The organism is Ruegeria sp. AG7, from assembly GCF_056541545.1.
In genome coordinates, this window is the sequence record NZ_JBQFYP010000010.1 from 68,990 (window position 1) to 92,800 (window position 23,811).

The 23,811-nt window shown below is 55.1% G+C and carries 20 protein-coding genes and 2 tRNA genes; 11 read left to right on the forward strand and 11 right to left on the reverse strand.

The annotated features are described in order from the left end of the window. Positions 1-165: 165 nt before the first annotated feature. From ACR0BF_RS14050 to ACR0BF_RS14080, 7 genes are all read right to left on the reverse strand, one after another. On the reverse strand, positions 166-1,452 hold the full coding sequence (locus tag ACR0BF_RS14050; RefSeq protein WP_480625144.1) for a dynamin family protein: 1,287 nt from the start codon (positions 1,450-1,452) through the stop codon (positions 166-168). After that, entirely contained in the window at positions 1,449-3,491 is a 2,043-nt protein-coding gene (locus tag ACR0BF_RS14055) for a dynamin family protein (protein WP_480605678.1), read from the reverse strand. The genes ACR0BF_RS14050 and ACR0BF_RS14055 overlap by 4 nt, the downstream gene beginning before the upstream one ends. Before the next feature lie 69 nt (positions 3,492-3,560). Beyond that, positions 3,561-4,427, reverse strand: a complete 867-nt coding sequence (locus tag ACR0BF_RS14060) for a hypothetical protein (RefSeq protein WP_480625145.1) — start codon at positions 4,425-4,427, stop codon at positions 3,561-3,563. 23 nt (positions 4,428-4,450) lie between these two features. Further along, complete coding sequence (locus ACR0BF_RS14065; protein ID WP_480605683.1) at positions 4,451-4,852, reverse strand: hypothetical protein; 402 nt, start codon at positions 4,850-4,852, stop codon at positions 4,451-4,453. 46 nt (positions 4,853-4,898) lie between these two features. Further along, positions 4,899-6,641 carry a dynamin family protein gene (locus ACR0BF_RS14070; RefSeq protein WP_480554907.1) on the reverse strand — a complete coding sequence of 581 codons (1,743 nt, stop codon included), beginning with the start codon at positions 6,639-6,641 and terminating at the stop codon, positions 4,899-4,901. 8 nt (positions 6,642-6,649) lie between these two features. After that, positions 6,650-8,662: a dynamin family protein gene (locus ACR0BF_RS14075; RefSeq protein ID WP_480519860.1), complete on the reverse strand. Its 2,013-nt coding sequence runs from the start codon at positions 8,660-8,662 to the stop codon at positions 6,650-6,652. A 2-nt stretch (positions 8,663-8,664) separates the two neighbouring features. After that, positions 8,665-9,156 (reverse strand): hypothetical protein, encoded by a 492-nt coding sequence (locus ACR0BF_RS14080; RefSeq protein ID WP_480494206.1) that lies wholly within the window; start codon positions 9,154-9,156, stop codon positions 8,665-8,667. A 768-nt stretch (positions 9,157-9,924) separates the two neighbouring features. On the opposite strand from ACR0BF_RS14080, the gene ACR0BF_RS14085 reads away from it, so the two are divergent. Further along, positions 9,925-10,009: transfer RNA gene (locus tag ACR0BF_RS14085), tRNA-Leu, on the forward strand. A 370-nt stretch (positions 10,010-10,379) separates the two neighbouring features. Here the strand turns inward: ACR0BF_RS14085 and ACR0BF_RS14090 are convergent. Together ACR0BF_RS14090 and ACR0BF_RS14095 are read right to left on the reverse strand one after the other, a co-directional pair. Then, positions 10,380-10,456, reverse strand: a tRNA-Pro gene (locus ACR0BF_RS14090). 118 nt (positions 10,457-10,574) lie between these two features. After that, positions 10,575-11,690 (reverse strand): THUMP domain-containing class I SAM-dependent RNA methyltransferase, encoded by a 1,116-nt coding sequence (locus tag ACR0BF_RS14095; RefSeq protein WP_480519878.1) that lies wholly within the window; start codon positions 11,688-11,690, stop codon positions 10,575-10,577. Between the two features lie 297 nt (positions 11,691-11,987). Here ACR0BF_RS14095 and ACR0BF_RS14100 point away from each other — a divergent pair, with 297 nt between their 5' ends. From ACR0BF_RS14100 to nqrF, 6 genes are read left to right on the forward strand one after another with little or no spacing between them, the layout of a single operon-like run. Next, on the forward strand, positions 11,988-13,331 hold the full coding sequence (locus ACR0BF_RS14100; protein ID WP_480605687.1) for a Na(+)-translocating NADH-quinone reductase subunit A: 1,344 nt from the start codon (positions 11,988-11,990) through the stop codon (positions 13,329-13,331). Between the two features lie 5 nt (positions 13,332-13,336). Beyond that, on the forward strand, positions 13,337-14,545 hold the full coding sequence (locus tag ACR0BF_RS14105; RefSeq protein ID WP_480477168.1) for an NADH:ubiquinone reductase (Na(+)-transporting) subunit B: 1,209 nt from the start codon (positions 13,337-13,339) through the stop codon (positions 14,543-14,545). Further along, positions 14,538-15,353: a Na(+)-translocating NADH-quinone reductase subunit C gene (locus tag ACR0BF_RS14110; protein WP_480519882.1), complete on the forward strand. Its 816-nt coding sequence runs from the start codon at positions 14,538-14,540 to the stop codon at positions 15,351-15,353. Before ACR0BF_RS14105 ends, ACR0BF_RS14110 begins: the two co-directional genes overlap by 8 nt. Then, the gene (locus tag ACR0BF_RS14115) at positions 15,353-16,006 is read left to right on the forward strand and encodes an NADH:ubiquinone reductase (Na(+)-transporting) subunit D (RefSeq protein ID WP_480477172.1); all 654 of its coding nucleotides are present in this window, start codon (positions 15,353-15,355) and stop codon (positions 16,004-16,006) included. Before ACR0BF_RS14110 ends, ACR0BF_RS14115 begins: the two co-directional genes overlap by 1 nt. Further along, positions 16,006-16,614 carry an NADH:ubiquinone reductase (Na(+)-transporting) subunit E gene (gene nqrE / locus ACR0BF_RS14120; protein WP_209507136.1) on the forward strand — a complete coding sequence of 203 codons (609 nt, stop codon included), beginning with the start codon at positions 16,006-16,008 and terminating at the stop codon, positions 16,612-16,614. The genes ACR0BF_RS14115 and nqrE overlap by 1 nt, the downstream gene beginning before the upstream one ends. 13 nt (positions 16,615-16,627) lie before the next feature. Beyond that, positions 16,628-17,851, forward strand: coding sequence for an NADH:ubiquinone reductase (Na(+)-transporting) subunit F (nqrF, locus tag ACR0BF_RS14125; RefSeq protein ID WP_480477174.1), 1,224 nt, complete (start codon positions 16,628-16,630; stop codon positions 17,849-17,851). 54 nt (positions 17,852-17,905) lie between these two features. Here nqrF and ACR0BF_RS14130 read toward each other — a convergent pair whose 3' ends face one another. Beyond that, on the reverse strand, positions 17,906-18,919 hold the full coding sequence (locus tag ACR0BF_RS14130; protein ID WP_480519886.1) for an NAD-dependent epimerase/dehydratase family protein: 1,014 nt from the start codon (positions 18,917-18,919) through the stop codon (positions 17,906-17,908). 181 nt (positions 18,920-19,100) lie between these two features. Between ACR0BF_RS14130 and ACR0BF_RS14135 the strand changes: the two genes are divergently transcribed. Continuing rightward, positions 19,101-19,865 carry a metallophosphoesterase family protein gene (locus ACR0BF_RS14135; RefSeq protein WP_480477178.1) on the forward strand — a complete coding sequence of 255 codons (765 nt, stop codon included), beginning with the start codon at positions 19,101-19,103 and terminating at the stop codon, positions 19,863-19,865. A 2-nt stretch (positions 19,866-19,867) separates the two neighbouring features. Here the strand turns inward: ACR0BF_RS14135 and ACR0BF_RS14140 are convergent, their stop codons facing one another. After that, entirely contained in the window at positions 19,868-20,392 is a 525-nt protein-coding gene (locus tag ACR0BF_RS14140; protein ID WP_480477180.1) for a CBS domain-containing protein, read from the reverse strand. 374 nt (positions 20,393-20,766) lie between these two features. On the opposite strand from ACR0BF_RS14140, the gene ACR0BF_RS14145 reads away from it, so the two are divergent. The 3 genes from ACR0BF_RS14145 to ACR0BF_RS14155 all read left to right on the forward strand — a co-directional run bounded on the left by ACR0BF_RS14145 (position 20,767) and on the right by ACR0BF_RS14155 (position 23,787). Further along, a complete protein-coding gene (locus ACR0BF_RS14145; RefSeq protein WP_480554915.1) occupies positions 20,767-21,792 on the forward strand; it encodes an FAD:protein FMN transferase in 1,026 nt (341 codons plus the stop codon). A gap of 14 nt (positions 21,793-21,806) precedes the next feature. Continuing rightward, on the forward strand, positions 21,807-22,043 hold the full coding sequence (gene nqrM, locus ACR0BF_RS14150) for a (Na+)-NQR maturation NqrM (RefSeq protein ID WP_267366293.1): 237 nt from the start codon (positions 21,807-21,809) through the stop codon (positions 22,041-22,043). 73 nt (positions 22,044-22,116) lie between these two features. Then, positions 22,117-23,787 (forward strand): sulfatase-like hydrolase/transferase, encoded by a 1,671-nt coding sequence (locus tag ACR0BF_RS14155; RefSeq protein ID WP_480625146.1) that lies wholly within the window; start codon positions 22,117-22,119, stop codon positions 23,785-23,787. Positions 23,788-23,811: the final 24 nt, after the last annotated feature.

The following is a 23,811-nucleotide window of genomic DNA, read 5'->3' on the forward strand; positions in this document are numbered from 1 at the left end:
TTGGCATATATAGTATGTCTACTACATGCAAATACTACATATTGGCCAAAGGGGTGGGGAAAACGAAAACTGATGACCCCAAACAGGTCTGTTGGTCTACGAATTCGAAACAATAAAGGGCCGATTCTTCGGCCCTTCGAATCGCTTCAATCCTGATGGAAAGTGCTAGGTCCCGGTTTTGGATTGTGCTGCGGCAACGGTACTGCCAGCCCAGGCAAGGTTATCACCAAGCTGCACAAGTATGTTGATTGCGTCTTTCAAAGGCGCATCGCCGCTTTCAAACTGAAGCAACAATAACAAGTCAGTCGCTTTTTCAAACTCGGCCGGAATCCAGTCAGCATCCGGATCGATTTCGCCACCTTGGTCCAACCGTTCCGCGAAATCTTCGACGATTTCCTGGCAGCTTTGCAAAAAGGCCGCGGGTTCGATGGCAGCGGTGTCACGCAGATCTTCATAAATGCTGGCAATAGCTGCCAGCCAGTCTTCAAGAATGGGGTTGTTCAGTGGCGGAAGGGCAGACCCCAGCGTTGACTGCATTGACGCAGCATCGTTGACGGCCGGTTCCGGCTCTGGCCCTTTCAATGCTTCCAGGAATGGCAGAAACTCGTGCTTCAGATCCTTCCGGGCAGCGTCAAGGTCACTGCGCCGCCGGTCAGACGCCGCATCAAGGACCTTTTCCGCGAGTTCCTGGCCACCACAGTTTTCCCAAAGATCGAAATCAGGCTCCGGCTCTTGAGCCATGGCGCGCACCGCGACGGGCGTGCCAATTGGGACCACAGCGCGAAACAGTCCCTCTTTCTCTTTGTTCAATCGGGCCAGTACCCGATCCAGAGCGGCCTGCACCGGGGGCAGATCAGCATGTGTGACCGCCAGCAGGCTGTTGGCTCTTAGCTCGGGCGGCACCTGCGCCCACAAATGCCGTTCGGTTTCGCGCCATGCGCTTGTGCCATTGGTGCACCAGATGGCACAGTCGACGAATTTCAGCAGGTCCAGCGTCTGTTTATATGTATCATCCAATGCGCCAGAGCCGGGAAGATCGAACAGCGATATCTCTTTGAGAGCAGGTGTGTTCAATCCAACCGAAATAAAATCCGGCTCATCCGCAGCGGCCTTTTCCAGCGCGATGCCAGAGTATGTCTTGGGTTCCCTGTTCCACCAGCCGACAGTCGTCTCGGGCGTATCCGCGTAGGCAACGATGACAAGCGGCAGCTTCAGATGCTGCGGCCCGGTTGGAAGGATATCCGCCCCTGCCAGCATATTCGCAAGGCTTGACTTGCCTGCTCCGAACTCCCCGGCGAAACCGATGTTGACCGCGTTGGACAGGCGTTCTGCGTGGGCGAGGGCCCGCGTGCGCATATCCTCCAATTTCGGGTCCGACGACAATTTTTCTGTCGCTGTCAGAAAGCGCTCCAGCTGCCGCACTTCCTGTTCGGTTCCGGGAAACTCAATCATTCCGCAGCCTCTGCCTGTCGTTCGTCCACGTTGTTTGTTCCAAAGACACTTTCCAACTCGTCGGTAATACGGCGCGCCCGCTCGAACGCAGCTTGTGCTTTCGCCTGAGCATTCAACTCACCCGCCCCGGAACGGTGCTCAAGATGGCCTGCCAAAAGAGCCAAGTAATGATCCAGAACGGTTTTCAACCGGTCCAGCAGGTTTTCGCGTGTTGTGTCGATCAGGTCATCGCCAATCAACTCGAATTCCTGCACGATCATGCGCTCGGCCCGCGTCACAACACTGTTGCGCGATATCAGACGCGACAACCAGTTTACACGCAGCTCAACCGTAATGCCACGGGTTAGCGCAGTGGTGTCCGGGCGGAACCAACGTACCGCACTTGTGTTCATGCGATTGTCGACCGGCTCCTGCCACCCCGGCAGTGCCCGTAAAGCGGCGTTGCATTGCATGTCGATCGCGTAAAGTTCGCTTAGCATGCGTTGGCGAACCACTTGCGAGGCGCCTTGCACCAGCTCGCGCATGTGTTCGCGCAGTGGTGAGAAATTCAACTCGGTCGCGCCACCTTTGGCAAGCAATGGGGATTGTCCTTCAGGCCCGCGCACCACAACAAAGACAGACTCGGACACCGTGTCATCCATAACCCCACGCAGGTTTGACAGAACGTCGTCCATGTCCCTGACAATGTCCTGCGTTTTGTCCGCAATCAGTTTGCGCAGATTGCCCAGCGTCTTGTCGCTGTCCTCAGCGCTGTGCGCACCCGCGCTGCCTTCATCTTGCAGAGCACGAAGATGTACCTGGGATCGCTCCAGTTCGCCACGCGCGAAGCTGTCGAGATGCTGCCACGCCATCCGCAACTGTTCGTTTATCGGCCCCTCCGTCAACGCCTGAGTGACATGGCGTCGTAAGTCGGGCAAGCCTGACGCGATCATAGCGGCAAACCGCAAGACAGCCTCACGGCTGATGGGCCCCGGTCCTTGTTTGATCTCTGCCACACCGTTCAGGTATTGTTGCATCTGTTCCGGGTGCGCCCGCAACCACGCCAGAATATGATCGTGATTCACACCGGTTTCATCGCCGGTCAGCGCATAATGCGCCCATTGTGCGCTGCCCATCAGGACATCGATATTCGAAGTACCCAAAGCTTTTTCCAGCCCGTCTACAACATCCAGACGCACCTTTGCCGCATCTTCGGCCCCGCCGCCCAATTCATCGACACGGTTGATGAAGACAACGATCTGTCCAAGTTCCAGTGCCTGCATCAGCCGGAACAGTTTCAGGTCCGCACGCGACAACGCCTGATGCGCTGAAAGAACCACCACAAAGAAATCGGATTCTTTGAGATACTGGCGGGAAATCTCCTCACGGATAAGCAGGGGGTCATTTACTCCGGGCGTATCGGTGACGGTCAGAGGGAATGGGAAATGTCCGATGTCAAAATAGACCTCGGCCTTGCGCGTGATGTCGCTGTAAAGTCCGCGATCACTGCCGGGGTCAACTGTCCCATCTTCTGCGGGGTCGTCCCCAGCGCACACGTAACGCGCCAGATCATCGGATGTCAGTTGATCCAGATCGTGATGTTGACCCAACAGCTGTTCATAACTGTCCCCCAATCGCCGACGCGCCCGGGTCTTCATGGCTTCGACCTGCTCTTCGATCATCTCGCGCTTGTAGCTGTCCTCGTCATCCGGGAACATGTTGCGCAACTCTTCGCCTTCGGCGATCAGTGATTGCCACTGATAGTTGTCGAAGAAATGGAACTCGGCTCCTTCGGTTCGACCGTTCGGGTGCCCGAAATGCATGTCGGTGATCACGGTCGTCCAGGGGTTCACGTCCGACGGCAGGTATTCTGCCTGACCAGTGAAGCCGTTGATCAAGCGCGACTTTCCTGCTTTGATTTGTCCTACAAAGGCAACTGACGGTTTCAGTTTCCCCAGATCACCAATGATGCGCGATATGAACTGACGTGTTTCGTCGTTGCTCGTCCCGTTCATGTCTTCTGCGATGCGAATAAGCTCGCGACGATGTGTTTCACTCATTACTCTTTACCCTGACTACAAAAAGACAACGCATTGAATTAGTCGAAAATTTGAATGCTTTAGGGGTAGTCATTCCTCAACCTCCCCCAAAGATGTCCACAGATTAATGACCACCCCAAGTTTGCGGGCATCGTGGATGGCCACAGCAATCTGCTCGTTATCGCTCAGAACTGCCATGCCCGCACCCTTACCACCCGATGGCCGTATGACGATCAGATGTGGGCCTTCGAATTCGTCCCGGGTGTCGTTGTTCCAACCAGCAAGATCCGAAACAAAACGTGTCAAAATCTCTTGATTGGGGTGCATTCCCTCGGAAGGTTTGCAGGTTCCTTCGAAAGCCAGCGCAGTGTTTTCCATACTATCCACAAGGACACGACCTGTGGCAAAGCGTGCAGCCCCGTCAAAAAACTGTTGTGCCAAGGAGTTGCCCGACTCTGCTACCGGGGCAGGGCTGTTGTCTGAAGATTTTTCAACATCGGGAACGACAGACACGATGGGCTCAGAGGAAAGCTCAATTCCGGCGCAGGCATTCTCGATCTCACTCAAGGTGATACCAACATCATCAGCCTCCAGCGACGAGGCGGGTTTTCCAGACATCAGTTCCAGTGGGGCAGGGGCGGCTGAAATGTCTGAAATCAGTTGGGCCAGTTTGTCGACCAGCGCGGTACGTGATTCCGTTTCGAAACCTGGGATCTGCCCGGACGGCACCTGAAACACATCCGTGATCCGGGAGCTGTTCACTTCGATCTTCAGGCAGCTTCCGTTTGCCGCGGTCAGCTCCAGTCGCCGGGGTAATATTGTTCCGCGAATGAAACGCAGTACAGCCGCGCGACGGGCTGTTGCAGTTTCACCGGGGACAATCACCGTCGGAGACAGGCGCGCAACCGAAGACCGCCCGATATCTTCGAGCATGTCGAGAATGTCTGTGTCCATCATACCGTGACCCCCTCTGGTCCCGTTCAGACTGCGGCCGCAACCGGCTTGAGGCTGAGATGCGATTTCGTGAGTGCCAGTCCCACATTCGCGCTGTTGCGGCAGATATAGCAGACCACATGATCAGGATATTCCTGGGTCCGCAAAAAGATGTTCAATCGGTCTTTTGAAAACACCGCGATTTCCCCGAACCCGGCGTTTTCCTCATCAGTGTTTCCGGCCTCGTGCAAGAGCGCTTCAAATGCAGCGACACCACGCCCCTGAAACAGATTGGCCACTGCGATTGCCAAAGTGTCCAGCGATTCAGCGCAACCGGAATCAGAGACACTGCTGCCCAAAAGCATGCCGGTCTCCATGTCGATATACCCGGCTGCGATGCAGTCGGGTATTGTTTCAATCGCGGTGTTCAATGCATCCTGAATGGACATTTAACTCTTTATCGTCCTTTTTCTCAGCGCCTTGATTAAGGCATCCTTACAAAACATGCCATTCTGCACTGCTGTTTTCTTTTGACTTTGGAATGGCTTGCAGGGCGTGTTTGGAATGTTTCGCACTATATTCAACTGCGATCTGGTCAAATTCGGCAAGAAAGGCCTTGAATACGTTCTGAAGCCCGTCTGCGTCCTTTGGCAGCTCTTCGTTGTTTGTGATTTCCCGCCACATATCCGACGCGCTAAGGGGCGACTCGATTGCGGATTCCGGAAGATTAATGCGCGGTTCGTGACTGATATTGCGGGCTTCTTCCTCGACTGAGGCCACGACTTCTATTAAACCGTTTGTCTCAGGCTCAGGTTCGTAATCCTCGGCGTTGTTCTCTGGCTGAGCCGCCATCAGCGCCGCAATGGAGGATACCGAGACTTCGATACCCCGATCATCACGCGATTCAACTTCCGGCGTGAAAACTTCAATTTCATCCGCTTCGACCGAGGCTTCCCGCAACGTCGTGTTTAAGGAGGTCAGCACGTCATCAACGGACTTGTCGCCCGTTTCAGCATCTGGAGCTTCATCCAGCAGATCGTCCGCATCATCAGCATCGTCGAATTCACCGGACAGGTCGAACTCATCCACGTCTTCTTCCAGACCGGCGACATTCTTCAATTCAAGCGGATCGTTCGCAGTATCCTTGAAGAAGGCACGCAACTCGTCGCTGGTATCGGTTTCATCGAGCATCTGCTCGGGGTCTGATACCATTTCAGCCCGCAGCCGTTCAGCGTCTTCCGGGTTGATCCGAACCCGTTCGCCTTCGTCAAGGCGTCGCTCTACACGGGCTGGCCGGATGGGGAAACTTGTTACGACATTATGATCGTCGGCTCCTGGTCGCTGTTCGTTTTCCAAAGGATTGACCAGCCGCAGAGGAGTAGCTTCGGTGACGTCCGCCAGCGCCTCTCGGTCGTCTGGTTTGCTGGCAGGGCGCAGCGGTTGAACCCTGAATGCGCCGGACTGGCTTTTGTCGATCTGATACCGCGCCAGCTGATCGGCGCGATTGTCCATGATCTGTTCTGTGATTTCCAGAAAACTGTCGATCATCTTGCCGCCACCGCTGCGCGACCACATTTCGGCGTCGCCCGTCTTGTCACGGGCATTGATCGCATCGCGGGCGGAAAACAGAATGGACCGGTTGAAGAGGTGTCCGGCTTCGCGATTGACGCGGCGCAGAACCTTTTGACGATCCTTAAGGTTTAGTGCGTCGGCCCGCGTCACCAACAGCAGCGAGTTGTGTTGCAAGCGGTCCGGCAGAGAAACCCATGTCGCGCGTTCGGTTTCGCGCCAGGCTTGGGTCGCGTGGGTGCACCAAATGACCCCGTTTGCCTGTCCAACTGCCCGCTGCCAGACATCTGTCGAGATCTTGGGGTCCGAAATTCCGGGGGTGTCAATCAGATCGACGGCTTCCAGAATATCCGCCTCAAGGAAGATACGAACGAACTGCGCGTCGTTGACGCCAACAGTCTCAAGCTGATCCAGTTCGATGGGTTCGATGCTTCCGTCATGCCGCTTGATGTATGGTGTTTCACTGCCCCAGCTAAACCAGACCGGTGGTAACTGGGTCGCGGTAACCTGCGTCGGCAAGGTTTGCGTTCGCAGTAAAAAGTTCATCAGTGTGGACTTGCCAGCGCTGAATTCACCCATCAAAGCGAAAACCGGTTTGCGACGGGACCACTGCTCGATACGTTCCCATGCTTTCGGTGAAACAAAGCGTGTTTGTGAATCTTTTGCCATTTTTCTACTTATGCCGCTTCGTTGCTTAGGTCTTTCAGGATGTCACCCAGAATTTCGTCTCGCGATTTCTGAGGTTGCAGGCCCGCCATCGCTGCCGAGGCCTGGCCGGAGTTTTTGTCCGCTGATGATGAGATGCTCAGCAGCGTTTCCTTCTGTTCCCGCATGAAGTCCGCCAGAATAGCGCGGACGTTTTCCAACACTGCCGCTATCTGGTTTTCCTCGATATCCTTGGTGATCGAATTTGCCTCGGACGCGATCAGGCGTGTGTAATCGGCAGCGTATGCCTCAAAGCCTTTGCGCTTTTGCCACCAGCGTCGCCACCAGGTACTTTGCAAGTCCAGGGCAATCGTCCGGCCAATCCCCAATGGTGGTGGAACACGCGGCACGATAGGTGCTTCGATGCTGAACTCGCCCAGATGGTTGCCAAGAATTTTGTGATACAGCGCTTCGACATCTGCAGCCGCAGTTGAGTAGAGCGCCCCGGCATCCTTACGCATTGCGCGGGCAAAACTGAAATAGGCAGCTTTTTGCAGCGTCCTCAAGCCAGCCGGGTCGTATTGCCAGGTGCCTTGCTCGCCATTCATCTCAAGATGCGCGATCAGGGAATCTGTTGCGCGCTTCACAAAACTTGCCTCGGCCGAGTTCAGGCGCTCCAGTACTTTGTCGCGTAATGCGTTGGTCAGTTCGGCCGCTTTCTTTTCATATTCCGCAGAAACCTTCGCAATCGCATCTTCCGGCGAAACACCATCAAGATCACGCGCGACGCCTTCACCCTCTGACAGAGTCTTTGCCACGGCGGTGGCACGAATCTGGCTGGCAATGTTGCGGGCGCGATGGCGAACCCGGTCTATCAGTCGCGCTCCGGCACCTTCTGCAATACGCTCGTTTATCGCCAGCAGCAGGTCAGGCAATCCGGACAATGCCCAGATTTTGTCAAGCGAGGGTGCCTGATCACCGAATCCAGCAGCGAGATAAAAAGTATTGAGTGCTTCGCGGGATTCCTCGTTCAGAATCTCGGGGTTCCCGGTCAGCGCTGCCTCAGCCCACAAGGCACTGCCGAACACGACACTAGTCTTTGCGTCGATGTTGTTCTGTTTCAGAGTGTCCAGAATCCGGTCGCGGATTTCGGGGACCTGGTTAACCGGGTCTGACAACTCGTCAATCCGGTTCACAAACAAGACGATCTGACGGTTCTCAAATTGGGCGATGATCCGCATCAAGGCCATGTCCATGGTGGTCAGGGCTTGGCTTGCGGCAAGCACCACAACACAGACCTCGGACCCGCGCAGGCTGCGCAGGGTAATCTGTTCACGCACCATGAAGGTATCGTTGACACCCGGCGTATCACAGAGTTTCAGCGCAATCGGGTACTGAGGGATATCCATGTACAACTCGGCCGACTTGGTCACATCTGCAAACCGGCCGGTTTTTGGATTGATATCCGGGTCGTCCTCATCGCCCAGGCACACATATCTTTGGATCAGTTCTTCATCGAAGTGGTCGTATTGGTGGCTTTGGCCAAGTATCAGGTCAAAGTGCTTTCCAAGACGCTCTTCGGACTTTGCTTTCATCTCGCCAATCTGACGGCGAATGTCCTCCATCTCGTCATCTGCACCGGCACGGTTGGCCAACTCGCCCAACCGGCCACCCCCGACCATCAGGTTGTCCCATTCTTCCTGCTCAAAGAAGGTGAACTTGGCCTTGGTATCGCCCGGCGGGCGCGTGTTGATGTTCAGGGTTGTGACGACCGACGTCCACGGGTTCACATCCGACGGAAGCAAAGATGGGCGCCCTGCGAGAATGTTTACAATCGATGATTTGCCCGCTTTTACCTGACCGACCATGGTGATGCTGGCGGTGAAGTTTTCCATCCGGGTCTTGAGTGTTGCCAGACGTGCCGAGGAGCGCGCATCAGCCACCTCAGTCAATTGATCAATCTGCGCCGTCAGTGATGACATTGCCGAAGTCATCGGCGCCAGAGCTTCGTTGCCTACAGACAACAGGTGATCATTGCGCGCCATGCTTAACCTCCGGTTCCCGTAGCAGCGATGCGGGGTTCAAGCGAAGGACGGCCCGTTGGAATTCCTGTCAGGGTGTCGATACGTGCGATCAGGTCCAAAGCGTTGCCCAAAATGTCAGCCTCGGCGCGCGGGCTGATGGTTTCGTAAGCCTTGGCATCAGCCAGCACCTCGATCGAGCTGAAGCGATCGCCGTTTTCAAGGCACGCAACGCGGCGTCCGGTCGGGAAACCTTCGGATTTGACCGCGGGCAATGGCATACGCGCATTGGCCAGCAGGTAGTGGTCGCCGGAATGAGTTCGGAGCGAAATCCCAAAGCCCGTGTTCGGATGGTCCCGGTTCAGGATCTTGAGTTCGCCAAGAAAGCTTTCACGAGCAAAGAAGACAGCCTCTTGCTCGGCAGTAGCGGAGGAATTCAGATCGGTCACAGCAGTAAACCTTGTACTGGAGTTGAGCAGGAAACTCGTACCGGCGCCAAAGTGGCAAAAAAGACTCATTAACTCCTGCTAAACAACAAGACCCTTCAAGGCGGTCTTATTTTGACGTGAATAAGATTTTTTGGCGTTTGAAATGTGGCAGCTTTGTGGTGGAGCACTCTTGAGAATGCCTCAACCTGCGCGGGAATGCCTATGACGCAAGCGCCACTCGGCACCTACAGTGTGAAACCGAGCGGGGACCGGCGGAACACAATTGCTTGCACTTGACGGTACAGGTCATTCGATAATCTGTGTGGCCGTGAAGGGCACCACAGCCGAGTAAGCCATTCTTGTTATTTCAGAAACCTGAAGTCTCTCTCTGAGTTGGAAAGGGTCGCAGATGCGTTTCCTGGGGTGTTGGGGTGGGTAATCCCGCGCTTCGTCCCAAGGATTCAACCATGAGCATGTGAGGGCAGTGAAGGATGATTTCTATATTCGCTATTGGTGATCTGGCAACAGGCTGTCAGCTTGTCTTTTTGGCCTTTGGTCAACGTAAACGAGATATTTCGCAGGCTAACTTGGCCGAAATCTAAACTTCGGCAGGAATGAACAGCTCTTCCAAAATTGCGTGGTCTTTGTCCCTCAGGAAATCGGGTTTCACGGCCACTGATGTTCCCATCAGTTTTCCACTGACAAGTCTCTTAGGGCTATACATTTTCATGAGGTACCGTGGTTGCTCAATATCTCATCAGAGGATCTACAAACTTGGCGATACGTGTATTTTACCTCTCGCGCTCGGAAGCAAGCTTTGTTATTGACCGCTTCATTCCAGCGCTGCGGCGCTGAGTTGCGGGTGTGGCGAAATTGGTAGACGCACCAGATTTAGGTTCTGGCGCCGCAAGGCGTGGGGGTTCAAGTCCCTCCACCCGCACCATTTTGATCAACTAAAGTTTTGAAAATATAAGTATTTATAAATTCTATTAGGCTTTAGCCCCCAGTTGGCCCCCAGTTGGCCCCCATGTTCAATCGCTGCTGGATTCCCTGCCTTCGATCCAATCGCGCACCTCTGGCGCCCTCAAAGGTGTGCATCTTTTCCACTGGTGAATCGGGCTTTCCTTATCGGTCAATATGTCCAGAAGAGGTTAAGAATATCGCAGGGATCAAGACTGGAAGATACGAGTTGCTTCTGCCGTATGTTGTGGATGTAGATTGCGACAGAGCCAAGTACATCCAGCAGACGAAGCGTTGCGGATATTGTTGCGGTCGATCTGCTAAAAAAGACGCCCTCGGGCGCCTTGTTTTACTGGTCGGAGTGAGAGGATTCGAACCTCCGGCCCCTGCCTCCCGAAGACAGTGCTCTACCAGGCTGAGCTACACTCCGACCGTGGCGGGTGATCTATACGGGGCTTTTCCGATGCGCAAGAGGATTTTGAGAAGCGGTCTTCTGAATCTTCCGTCTTTGAACCGGTATCGGATGGGCTAAGCAGGCCACGCGACTCTCATGGCAGCGGATTCGTTTTGTACAGACGGATCTTGGTGCCTCCGTGGTCTACCACCGGACCGGGTGCCAGAAAAGGCAGACGGGTCGCCCGAGCCAGGGCCGGGGCGCTGGTGACCACCCCGACACGCCATCCGCGAAACCGGGTCATCAGAGACTTACCCAAGACGCCGTAGACAGAGCGCAGACGCTTTTCATCTCCAATTCGCGCCCCGTAGGGAGGGTTCACAATGACCAGCCCGGCGGGTCCCGCAGGGGGTTTGATGTCACTGACGGAAAGCTGTTGAAATCGAGTATTGGCGTTTACCTGCGCTCTCTCTGCATTGGCTGTCGCGGCTTCGATTGCTCCGGCGTTGCGGTCTGAGCCGCAGAATGTAAGAGAACATTCAGCGACGTTTGACTCGCTGCGCATGTCTTGCCAGCGGTCAGGGTCGAAGCCCGCCAGATTTTCGAACGCAAAGCTGCGGGTCCGACCGGGGTGCAGCCCTAGGGCAATCTCGGCGGCTTCGATCACGAAAGTACCCGAGCCGCACATCGGGTCCAACACCGGTTCAGTGCCGCTAAACCCGCAGTCTCGTAGAAACATGGCTGCCATCGTTTCGCGCATTGGCGCTTTGGCAATTGCCTCTTTGTGGCCGCGCTTGTGCAAAAGCTCTCCCGAACTGTCGACCGATATGGTGCAGATGTCTTTTTCGATTCTCAGCAAGATCCTGATTTCGGCGTCGGAAGATATCGGAACACCCAGAGTTTCTGATATCGCATGCTCAATTCTCTGCCGCGCAGCACCGGCGTGATAAATTCTGGATTTGCGGCTGGTGGCCTCGACTTTGACCGGAACATTGGGCCGCAGGAACTCGCCCCACGGAAATTTGCGCGCGCGTTTGTCCAATTGGGCCAGATGCACGGCTGGAAAACTGCCCAGACGCACCAGGACCTTATTTGCGCCGCGCAAGGTCAGGTTGGCGCGCCAGACCTCGGTCCATGAGCCACGGCAGGTGACACCCCCAGGCATCGTTTTGACCTGAGCGAATCCGTTGGATTGCGCCTCGGCACCGAGGGGGGCTTCAAGACCCGGAGTGGCTACAAGAAAGATTTCGAAGTCTGTGTCTTTTTCCATTCCGGTTGCTTACACTGGAAGCTCAGCGAGCGCGACACGCAATTTTGGGCAGTTTTTTTAGCCAGCTTAATGGAAAAACTCCAAGATTTTGCGGTTTGAACTTAACTTTTGGCGGTAACAGGTTTGCGTTTACGGGCATCCGCGCGTAAAGGGTCCGTGATCAGAATTACGCCTGCGGAATTTGGACCCAATCTGACGCTTTTGCGATGGGCACCTGAAAAAACCGCGTTATTGCATGACCCCGTAAGGGTGTCAGCAAGGCTGGCGCAGGAAAGAGGCTTGGAAGAACGTAGCGGCATGCAAACTTTCAAACTGAAAAAAGGGTTGGACCTGCCGGTAGAAGGCGCTCCCGACCAAACCATTCATCCGGGTCCGGAATACTCGACCGTTGGCGTTCTGGGTGGGGATTACATTGGCCTGAAACCTAAGATGCTGGTGCAGGAAGGTGATAGTGTCGAGCGGGGTACACCGCTCTTTTGTCACAAAGATGCGCCTGACGCGATGATGGTCGCACCGGTGACTGGCAAGATTGTTGCCATCAACCGGGGTGCCCGCAGGGTGTTGCAGAGCGTCGTCATCGAAGTGTCCGACGCCAATGACACGGGCTTGGTTTTTTCGAGCGTGGGCGATGCGCATAGCGCCGAAGGCGTGACTGCAAAACTGTGCGCCGCTGGACTGTGGACCTCATTCCGCACGCGACCTTATTCGAAAATGCCGGAACCCGGTGCCAAACCGAACGCGATTTTCGTGACAGCTATGGACAGTGACCCTTTGGCGGCTGATGCCGCCACGATCATTGCCGAGGCACCCGAAGCCTTTGCCGCTGGAATGGCAGCGGTCAGCAAGCTGGCCGAAGGCAAGACCTATCTTTGCCAGAAACAAGGCGACACGATCCCCGGCGCGGATGTTGCTGGTGTCGAGGCCGCAGCGTTTTCCGGTCCACATCCATCGGGCCTGGCAGGAACCCATATTCACTTCCTCGAACCGATTGCAGGGGAAAAGCAGGTCTGGACCATCGGTTATCAAGACGTCATCGCGATTGGTCGCTTAATGCAGACCGGGCATCTGGACCCGAGTGTTGTGATCGCCTTGACCGGACCCGGTGCGCGTCAGCCGCGCTTGATCCGCACCGTGATGGGCGCCTCCACGGACGACTTGACACGGGATGAGGTAAATGTGGACGGAACGCCCCGCATTATCTCGGGTTCGATCCTGTCGGGTAAACATGCCGACGGACCAACCGCATATCTGGGGAGGTTTGCCCGTCAAATCTGTATCATCCGAGAGGATCACGATCAGATTCCGATGGGCTGGATCCGACCAATGCCTTCCAAGTATTCCGTCCAGCCTGTATTGGGCTCGTCCTTTTCCAGGAAACTCTATGCTTTTACGTCCAACCTGAACGGTGGCCGCCGTGCAATGGTGCCAACAGGCGTGTTCGAAGAGTTGATGCCGCAGGATTACCTGCCCACACAATTGCTTCGGGCCTTGCTGGTGATGGATACGGATACGGCTCAGGCACTGGGTGCGCTTGAACTGGACGAAGAGGATCTGGGCCTTGTGGGCTTTGCCTGTCCGGCGAAATACGAATACGGGCTGGCACTGCGCGACTGCCTGAACAAGATTGAAAAGGAGGGCTGATCCGAATGGGATTGCGTAACTTCTTTGACCGGATCGAGCCGAACTTTACCAAGGGCGGCAAGTACGAGAAGCTTTTTCCGATCTACGAGATGGTGGAAAGCTTCATCTACACTCCGAAAACCGTAACCACCGTTGCTCCTCATGCGCGGTCTTATGTAGATATGAAGCGGATCATGACATATGTCGTGATTGCCACTATTCCTTGCATCCTGTGGGGAATGTGGAACACCGGTTATCAGGCAAATTCGGCCATTGCCGCGCTTGGCCCAGAGTCGGCAACCGGCTGGCGAATTGCAATTCTTCAGGTTTTTGGCATTTCGCTTAGTCCGGACAGCATCTTTGCCAATGTCATGCACGGGCTCATGTACTTCCTGCCGATCTATGTCGTCACGTTGGTGGCAGGCGGTATTTTCGAGGTCATTTTCGCAACGGTCCGCGGGCATGAGGTGAATGAAGGCTTTCTTGTCACTTCGATGCTTTACGCCCTGATCATGCCAGCAACTACGCCTCTGTGGCAGGTTGCCCTGGGAATTATTTTTGGTGTCGTGATCGGCAAAGAGGTTTTCGGTGGCACTGGTAAGAACTTCCTCAACCCTGCCTTGGTGGGGCGGGCGTTTTTGTATTTTGCCTATCCCGCGCAGATGTCGGGCGATGCCGTGTGGACCCCGGTCGACGGGTTTTCCGGTGCGACGGCTCTGGCTGTGTCGGCTGCCGAAGGCTATCAGGCGCTGGCCGCTGACGGTATCACCTGGTGGAGCGCGTTTTATGGCACCATCCAAGGCAGTATAGGGGAAACCTCGACGCTGGCCTGCATCATCGGTCTAGCCTTCCTGCTGATCACCAAGATCGCCAACTATCGGCTGATTGTGGGATGTCTGGCAGGCACAATTGCGTTCACCTGGCTGCTGAACCTGATCGGGTCCGAGACGAACCCGATGTTCGCTATGCCCTGGTACTGGCATGTCGTATTGGGTGGTTACGCCTTTGGTCTGGCTTTCATGGTGACCGAGCCGGTCTCGGCCAGCCACACCAATGCCGGTCGCTATGTCTATGGCGCCCTGATTGGTGTCATGGTTGTGTTAATACGTGTGATCAACCCAGCCTTTCCCGAAGGTATGATGCTGGCCATACTGTTCGGCAACGTCTTTGCACCGCTGATCGATTATTTTGTCGTTCAGGCCAACATCAAACGGAGGGCGCGTCGCCATGTCTGATACGCAATCCCCTGAACGCAAGGGCGCGATTGCCCGGTTTCTGGCGGCCTCACCAGATTCAGTTGGCAAAACGATCTTTATTGCTGTTGCGGTCTGTCTCGTTGCCTCGATGATCGTGTCGGCCGCCGCGGTCAGCCTGCGCCCGGTGCAGGAGGCCAACAAGCTGAAGGACAAGCAGGTCAATATCCTGCAGGTGGCGGGGGTGTATGAACCCGGCGTCAATGTCACCGAAGCATTTGCCGCATTCGAGCCGCATGTGCTGGACCTGGCAACGGGCGATTTTGTGGACGATCAGTTCGAGCCGGCCACCTTTGACGATTTGGCCGCTGCCGGCGATCCGGACCTGAGCGTCGCGCTTGACGACGATCCCGCAGGCATTGGTCGCAAGGCAAAGTATCGGGTCATCTATCTGCTGCGCGACGACAGCGGAGCGTTGGACAAGGTGATCCTGCCGCTGCATGGCTATGGGTTGTGGTCTACGCTCTACGGCTTCATCGCGCTGGAAAAGAACGGCAACGACATTTTCGGCCTGCAATTCTATCAGCATGGTGAGACACCGGGTTTGGGTGCTGAGGTGGACAACCCGCGCTGGAAGACATTGTGGAACGGCAAGAAGCTGCGCGACGACGCGGGAGTGTTGCAGATCACCGTCGCCAAGTCGCAGCCTGCGGCCGGGCCCGACTATTACATCGACGCCCTGGCAGGTGCGACCCTGACCACTGTCGGTGTCGACAACCTGGTGAGATTCTGGATGGGCGATGCGGGTTACGCGCCGTTCCTGGCCAAACTGCAAGCAGGAGAGATCTGATGTCGCAGACCAAGAAAGAGCTGTTGGTCGACCCCCTTGTCGACAACAACCCGATCACCCTGCAGGTGCTGGGCATCTGTTCAGCTTTGGCGGTGACTTCGTCGTTGCAGGTGGCCTTTGTCATGGCGCTGGCGGTGACCTTTGTGACTGCGTTTTCGTCGATGTTCATTTCGATTTTGCGCAATCAGATTCCCGGTTCGATCCGAATCATCGTGCAGATGGTGATCATCGCCTCGCTAGTGATTTTGGTGGATCAGATCCTCAAGGCTTATGCCTTTCAGATTTCCAAGACCCTGTCGGTGTTTGTCGGCCTGATTATCACCAACTGTATCGTTATGGGCCGAGCCGAGGCATTCGCCATGAAAAACCCGCCGGTAGCGTCGTTCATCGACGGTTTTGGCAACGGCATGGGCTATGGCCTGATCCTGATGCTGGTGGGCATTATCCGGGAGTTGTTTGGATCGGGCAGCCTGTTTGGCGTGACAATCCTGCAAACGGTCAATAATGGCGGTTGGTACGTACCCAACGGCCTGTTGCTGCTGCCACCTTCGGCGTTTTTCGTGATCGGCCTGCTGATCTGGGCTTTCCGCACGTGGAAGCCGAACCAGGTCGAAGAACGTGAATACAAAATCCAGCAGGTAGAGGCGCACTGATGGAAGGGCTTATCTCTCTGGCCGTGAAGGCCGTCTTTATCGAAAACCTTGCGCTCAGCTTTTTCCTTGGCATGTGTACCTTCATCGCCGTGTCGAAAAAGATTTCGACTGCCATCGGCCTGGGAATATCGGTCATGGTGGTGCAGGCCATCACCGTGCCCGCCAACAACCTGTTGCTGTCCTTCCTGCTGAAACCGGGCGCATTGGCATGGGCCGGGTTCCCGGATGTGGATCTGACCTTTCTCGGGCTGATTTCCTATATCGGCGTGATCGCAGCGATGGTTCAGATCCTCGAAATGATTCTCGATAAGTATTTCCCGCCGCTCTACAACGCGCTGGGGATCTTCCTGCCTTTGATCACTGTGAACTGTGCCATTCTAGGTGGTTCGCTGTTCATGGTCGAACGGGATTATAACTTTGCCGAGGCGACCACCTATGGCATCTCATCCGGCTTCGGTTGGGCGTTGGCGATCACCGCGATGGCGGGCGTGCGCGAAAAGCTCAAATACTCGGATGTGCCGGACGGGCTTCAGGGGCTGGGCATCACCTTTATCACCGCCGGGCTGATGGCGATGGCCTTTATGTCCTTCTCAGGCGTGAAACTGTAAGGGGGGCGAGAGAATGGAAACCTTTTCGCTCGGCGTTGTCCTGTTCACCCTGATTGTTCTGGCGCTGGTGGCCATCATTATGGCTGCTCGGTCAAAGTTGGTGTCAACCGGCAACGTCAACATCACCATCAACGGTGAAAAGACTATCTCGGTTCCGGCGGGTGGCAAACTGCTGCAAACATTGGCGGCCGAAAAACTGTTTGTTCCGTCAGCCTGCGGTGGTGGTGGTACCTGTGCCCAGTGCCGCGTGAAAGTGCATTCGGGTGGCGGTTCGATCCTGCCGACCGAAGAAAGTCACATTACAAAGCGCGAAGCCTCCTGTGGCGACCGTCTGTCCTGTCAGGTGGCGGTCAAGCAGGACATGGAAATCGAAGTTCCAGAAGAGGTCTTCGGCGTCAAGAAATGGGAATGCACCGTTCGCTCGAACGACAACGTTGCGACCTTTATTAAGGCCCTTACTCTGGACCTGCCCGAAGGAGAGGACGTGAAATTCCGTGCCGGGGGCTACATCCAGATCGAAGCGCCCGCTCATCAGTTGAAATACACCGATTTCGACGTGCAGGAAGAATACCGCGAGGATTGGGATCGCTTCAATCTGTGGCAATATGAGTCGGTTGTGACACAACCGATCGAACGCGCCTATTCGATGGCCAACTATCCGGATGAAAAGGGCATGATCATGCTTAACGTCCGGGTAGCTTCACCGCCTCCGGGCTCAGAAGGAATTCCGCCGGGCCAGATGTCGTCCTACATCTTCAACCTGAAGCCGGGCGATAAAGTTACTATTTCGGGTCCATTTGGCGAGTTTTTCGCGCGTGAAACCAAGAAGGAAATGGTCTTCATCGGTGGTGGCGCCGGCATGGCACCGATGCGCAGCCACATCTTTGACCAGCTCAAACGCCTTGAGAACCGTGACCGCAAGATCAGTTTTTGGTACGGCGCACGATCCAAGAAAGAGATGTTCTTTGTCGAGGACTTCGATCAGCTGGCGGAAGAGTTCGACAATTTCGAATGGCACGTCGCTCTGTCAGACGCCCAGCCCGAGGATGAATGGAAAGGCTATACCGGCTTCATCCACAACGTTCTGTTCGAAGAATACCTCAAGAACCACCCGGCACCTGAGGATTGCGAATACTACATGTGTGGACCGCCAATCATGAACCAGTCGGTTATCAACATGCTGCTGGATCTGGGCGTGGATCGAGAAGATATCATGCTCGACGATTTTGGCGGGTAAATAATGAAACCGGCGCTGAGTGCGCCGGTTTTTTCATTCCGGCACCAGGTCGACCTATTTTCCGTAATAGTCCCGATACCAGGCGACGAATTGGGCAATGCCGTCCTTCAAGTCGGTCTGCGGGCGATAATTCGTCAGCTGCTGCAACAGCCGATTGTCAGCCCAGGTGGCATGAACATCGCCCATCTGCATTGGCATGAAGTTTTTGACCGCTTTCTGGCCAACAGCCTCTTCGATGGCTTCTATGAAATCCATCAGACGCACCTTGTCTCCGTTGCCAATGTTGACGATGCGGTACGGTGCAACTGGCGACAAGCTGTCACCGTCTTCGATATCCGCGCGGCTGATCGGGCGAACCGGTGGAACATCGATCAGCAACCTGATCCCGCGCACAAGGTCTTCTACATGCGTGAAGTCGCGATACATATCGCCATGATTGTAGATGTCTATTGGTCTGCCATCCAGTATCGCAGCGACGAACTTGAAATAGGCCAGATCGGGGCGCCCCCAAGTGCCGTAAACGGTGAAAAACCGAAACATCGTGGTCGGCAAATCCCACAGATGGGCATAGGAATGCCCCATCGCCTCATTCGCCTTTTTGGTGGCGGAATAGATCGTCAGTTGGGTGTCGGCTTTTTCTGTTTCGATGAACGGCATGTCTTCGTTTGCACCGTAGATCGATGAGGTCGACGCCATCAAAAGATGTTCCACCTTATGCTGACGCGCAATTTCCATCACATTGAACGTGCCCACAACGTTCGACTCGATATAGCTGCGGGGATATTCAAGGCTGTGCCGCACGCCAGCCTGCGCGGCCAGATGTACGATGACATCGGGCTGAAACTCCTCAGCGACCTGCACAAGCCGATCAAAGTTTTCCAAACGGTCTTCAGTTGCCGTAAATCCTGAGGTTTGAAGCAGTATCTGATGTCGACGCTGTTTCAGGGTCACATCATAATAGTCGGTCATCCCGTCGTAGCCGTGTACCTGAAACCCTTCTGCCAAAAGCAACTTGGCCAGATGGAATCCGATGAACCCGGCAGAACCTGTAATCAATACTCGTTTCATAAAACCCTCAGAACTCACTGCAAATTCATCGCTGGCTGGAAGGCTGATCCAATCATCAGATCAACTGCTTGCGAACATCCTGCGGGCATATCGGACAATCTAAGGCTCGTGGTCAACACTTTGCCTATTCAAACAGTTGTTGATTGCGACCACCGAGCGGGGCGGGTAGGGATCAAATGCCATGATGAAAGACTGGATCAGACGGCGGTTCCAATCCGCGGCGAGGGAAAGCTCCAATGCGATGCCATGCGACGTGGCACCAGCAGAAAAAGTGACAGCTGTCGGCGATATTCACGGTCGTCTTGATCTGCTTCAGGCGGTTTTGCCACGACTCGACGATCAAAGCCCGCTGGTTTTTCTGGGCGATTACATCGACCGGGGGGCATACAGCGCGCAGGTACTGCGGCATTTGCATCACCTGAGTGAAGCGTCAGACGGGCGGGTGCAATGCTTGCTTGGCAATCACGAAGAGATGCTGCTGCAATTTGTAAACGACCCGGAACGCTACGCCAGGCTTTGGTTTCATAACGGTGGAGCGGAAACTCTGGCATCTTTCGGCCTCGTATGTCCCGACGAGTTGCACAGTGGCAAGCATCTGCCTGAACTGGCAGAGCGTCTGCGGCACAAGATGGGCGACAGCTTGCTGGACTGGCTTGCAAATCTGCCGCTGACCTGGACCAGCGGCAACGTCACCTTTGTCCACGCGGCGCTTGATCCGCGGCAATCCATTCAATCCCAGGATCGCCAAATCTGTCTATGGGGTCATCCGATGTTTCCACGGCTTGCACGCAGCGACGCGCAATGGGTTGTACACGGTCATACAATTGTAAACCAACCCCGGGTTAAAAACCGGGTTGTGTCGATTGATACCGGTGCCTTTGCCTCGGGCAGATTAACTGCCGTTGAATTAGACAGCGGTAGCATCGGGTTTCTTTCCACCGGTTGAAACTAGCCTACGATCATCTGCTTCATGCGAAGCGCTTCATACTCCAATTCCCTCAGGCGGAAATGCACTACGTCACCGATAGTGATGACACCGCACAAATTGCCATCACGCAGAACCGGCATATGGCGGAAACGTCCCTCGGTCATGGTCTTCAGCACGTCATTCAGCGTATCCTCGGGCATGCAGGCTTTTACATCCCTGGTCATCAGGTCTTCGACCGACTGTGGCAGGGTCTGTCCCGGCGTATCGGCCATGCGCCTCACGATGTCGCGTTCCGACAAAATTCCTTTCAATGCCCCGTTCTGATCGGTCACTAGAACAGCACCAATTCGCTTGTCCTTGAGCGTGTTCACTACCGAATGGATGGTATCATTAGGTCGCACCGAGAACACCGCATCCCCTTTACCCTCAAGCAGTTTGGCCACGGTCGTCTGCGAATGCGACAGGTTTGATTCCGCTGATTGGCTGTAGGTTGTCTTGTCAGCCTTGTCACCGCGCGACGGCGACTGATAAGAAGTTGGGGCCATGAGCAATCTCCTTATGGTTCTTGCAAAGTCTTTCCCTTTCACTTTAGCGCAGCTAAACGACCTGTATAGGGTGCAATTGCACGAGTTGGCCAAACGCAGGTCAGCAGAGGGAGCTTAAGCCTTTGAATGAACTCTATCTTACGCCCCCGGTTGCCGCGCTGATCTTCTTTGCGGCTGTTGTGTGCGGTCACAACTTTCGTATGGCGTGGAAGCAACAGAAGCCCGGGTGGCGGAAACGCGCGTGGTTGTTCGGAATTCCGGCTGGAACTGGTCTTCTGCTGTTGGGTTTCCTTCCATTGAAACTGTAATGCCAATTTGACTCTGGCGGGGACCGCTGTCATATGCCGGGCAAAGAATGTCCCGGAGAACGCCCAATGCGTCTTTTGCCCGTACTGGCCTTTTTCACCCTTCTTTCAGGCTGTCTTTTTGACAAGGAACCCGAAGAAGTTCGTCTGTCCGGCGAGACAATGGGCACGACCTACAATATCACCGCAATTGGCGAGGACCTTGACAAAGACGCACTGGCCGCGGCCGTCAGTGATAAGTTGGCAGCAGTGAATGCCAAGATGTCCAACTGGGATCCGAACTCGGAAGTTTCTGTTTTTTCCGCATCGACCAGCACAGATCCGATGCCTGTGTCCAACGAACTCGCGCTGGTTCTTTCGGCAGCGAACGAAGTGCACTCGAAATCCGGTGGCATTTTCGACGTAACCCTCGGCCCTCTGATCGAACTTTGGGGTTTTGGCCCACGCAAGCCCGAAGACCCGGTGCCATCAGATGCGGATATCAACGCCGCGCTGAATGGTGTAGGTCAAGAACGCCTGCTAGCGCTCGATACGGATGCTGGTACGCTTGCCAAGTCAAACGCCAGTGTAGGCATTAACCTGTCCGCGATTGCAAAAGGCTATGGAATTGACGCTGTTGCGGAAACCTTGCAGGCCGCTGGCATCGAAAACTATCTGGTTGAAATTGGCGGCGATCTTGTGGCCAAAGGTAAGAATGACAAGGGCGAAGCGTGGCTCATTGGTATCGAGAAACCTGAAACGGGTTCGCAAACCATCCAGTTGATCATTTCTTTGGATGACAGGGGCATGGCCAGTTCGGGCGATTACAGGAATTTCTTTGAAAAAGATGGTGTGCGATATTCGCATATCATCGATCCGACAACAGGCCGTCCGATCACGCACCGCACCACTTCGGTCACCGTGCTGGCCGAAAACGCGATGATGGCCGATGCCTGGGCAACAGCCATGCTGGCCTTGGGGCAGGAAAAAGGGCTAGCTCTGGCAGAGGAGCATAAACTTGCAGTGTATTTCATCTCGCGGGATGTGACAGGCGGCGAAGATGCCTATATCACTGCCCATAGCACAGCGTTCAAAGACGCGCTGGGATCGAACTGACTGTTGGAGCTGAGATGAGTACCTTTATTCTGGCCTTCATTCTTCTCGCTCTCGTCATGGTGGGCATGTCATTGGGTGTCATGCTGATGGGCAAGACCATCAAAGGCAGCTGCGGTGGTCTAAACGCGATCTCGGGCGCGGATAAATGCGTTGTTTGCCAAAAAGACATCGACCCCGACAGCCCACTGCGCGACAAGCTGCAATGCAAACGTGCCAAGAAGATGCTGGAGCAAATGGACCGCCAGGCCTGACGCAGGTTTTGCTTCGCTCTGCGGATAGAAATGGCTAACTAGGTCCTCGTGACTTGTGGGGAAGGGCGTCAACTTGGCCAAGGCAAGAAACATCCTGTTCATCATGTTCGACCAGCTGCGATGGGATTATCTGAGCTGTTACGGCCATCCGCATCTGCATACCCCAAATATCGATCGTCTGGCAGCCAAAGGCGTGCGCTTCAACCGCGCCTATATCCAATCACCGATCTGCGGCAGCTCCCGCATGTCCACTTATACCGGGCGCTATGTGCATTCTCACGGGGCGTCGTGGAACGGAATTCCGTTGAAAGTCGGTGAGATTACAATGGGCGATCACCTGCGTAAGGCGGGGATGGATTGCTGGCTGGTTGGCAAAACTCATATGCGTGCAGATGCCGAAGGGATGGCGAGGTTGGGCTTGGAGCCTGACAGCCTGATCGGGGCCCGCGTCGCCGAATGTGGGTTCGACGTGTACGAACGGGATGACGGTATGCTGCCCGAAGGTCCGGATGGGTATTATGACCCGGAAGGGGCAAAGGAATACAACAAATTCCTAAAGGCCAAAGGGTATGAGAGCGACAATCCCTGGCATGACTTTGCCAATTCCGGGCTGGATGCGAATGGCAACGTTCTGTCAGGCTGGTTTCTGAAGAATTCACCCGAAGCCGCTAATATTGCCGAGGAAGACAGCGAAACGCCCTATCTGACCGGTCGCGGGATAGAGTTCATGGAAACGCATGATGGCCCGTGGTGCTGTCATCTGAGTTTTATCAAGCCGCATTGGCCGTACATCGTACCGGACCCATACGCCTCGATGTATGGACCGGAACATGTGCTGCCTGTGGTGCGATCCGAGGCGGAACGTCAGAATGCGCATCCCGTGCTTAAAGCCTTCATGGACACAAAGATCGGCCAGACCTTTTCGCGGCAGGACGTGCGTGAGGCGGTTATCCCAGCCTATATGGGGCTGATCAAGCAAGCAGATGACCAGATGGGCCGCCTGTTGGACTGGATGGAGAGAACCGGGCGGATGGAAAACACGATGATCGTGTTGACATCAGACCATGGTGATTTTCTGGGCGATCACTGGATGGGGGAAAAGACCTTCTTCCACAACGCCTCCACCAGGGTGCCGTTGATCATCTATGACCCGTCGCCCGAGGCGGACGCGACACGCGGTACCGTCAGCGATGCGCTTGTGGAATCCATCGACCTTGCACCGACCTTTGTCGATGCGGCTGGTGGGGAAGTGGCGACGCATATTCTGGTAGGTCACTCCCTGTTGCCTATTCTCTATGGGGAGAAGGACGCATTGCCACGCGATGTGGTGATCTGCGAATATGACTACTCGGCTTCACCAATCGCAAATGTTTTGGACGTGTCGGTCCGCGATGCGGTGATGTTCATGGCCGCAAGCAAGAAATGGAAACTGATCCATTGTGAAGGTGGGTACCGGCCAATCCTGTTCGATCTGGAAAACGACCCTGATGAGTTGAACGATCTGGGTGACAGCGCGGAACATGCCGGTGTAATCGCTGAAATGTACGAGCACCTGTTCGCCTGGACGCGGCGGGCGTCACAGCGCACAACCCGGTCCGAGCAGCAATTGATTGAAATGCGAACCAAAAGTCGGGGCAGGGGTGTTGTTCTGGGCGTTTATGATGAAAACGATGCGCCGTTGGACCTGACCGTCAAATACCGCAATCGCAAGGCGCGCCCATTCCGGTGCTATCTAAAAGACTAACACACTCTGTGTCGGTTAAAATTG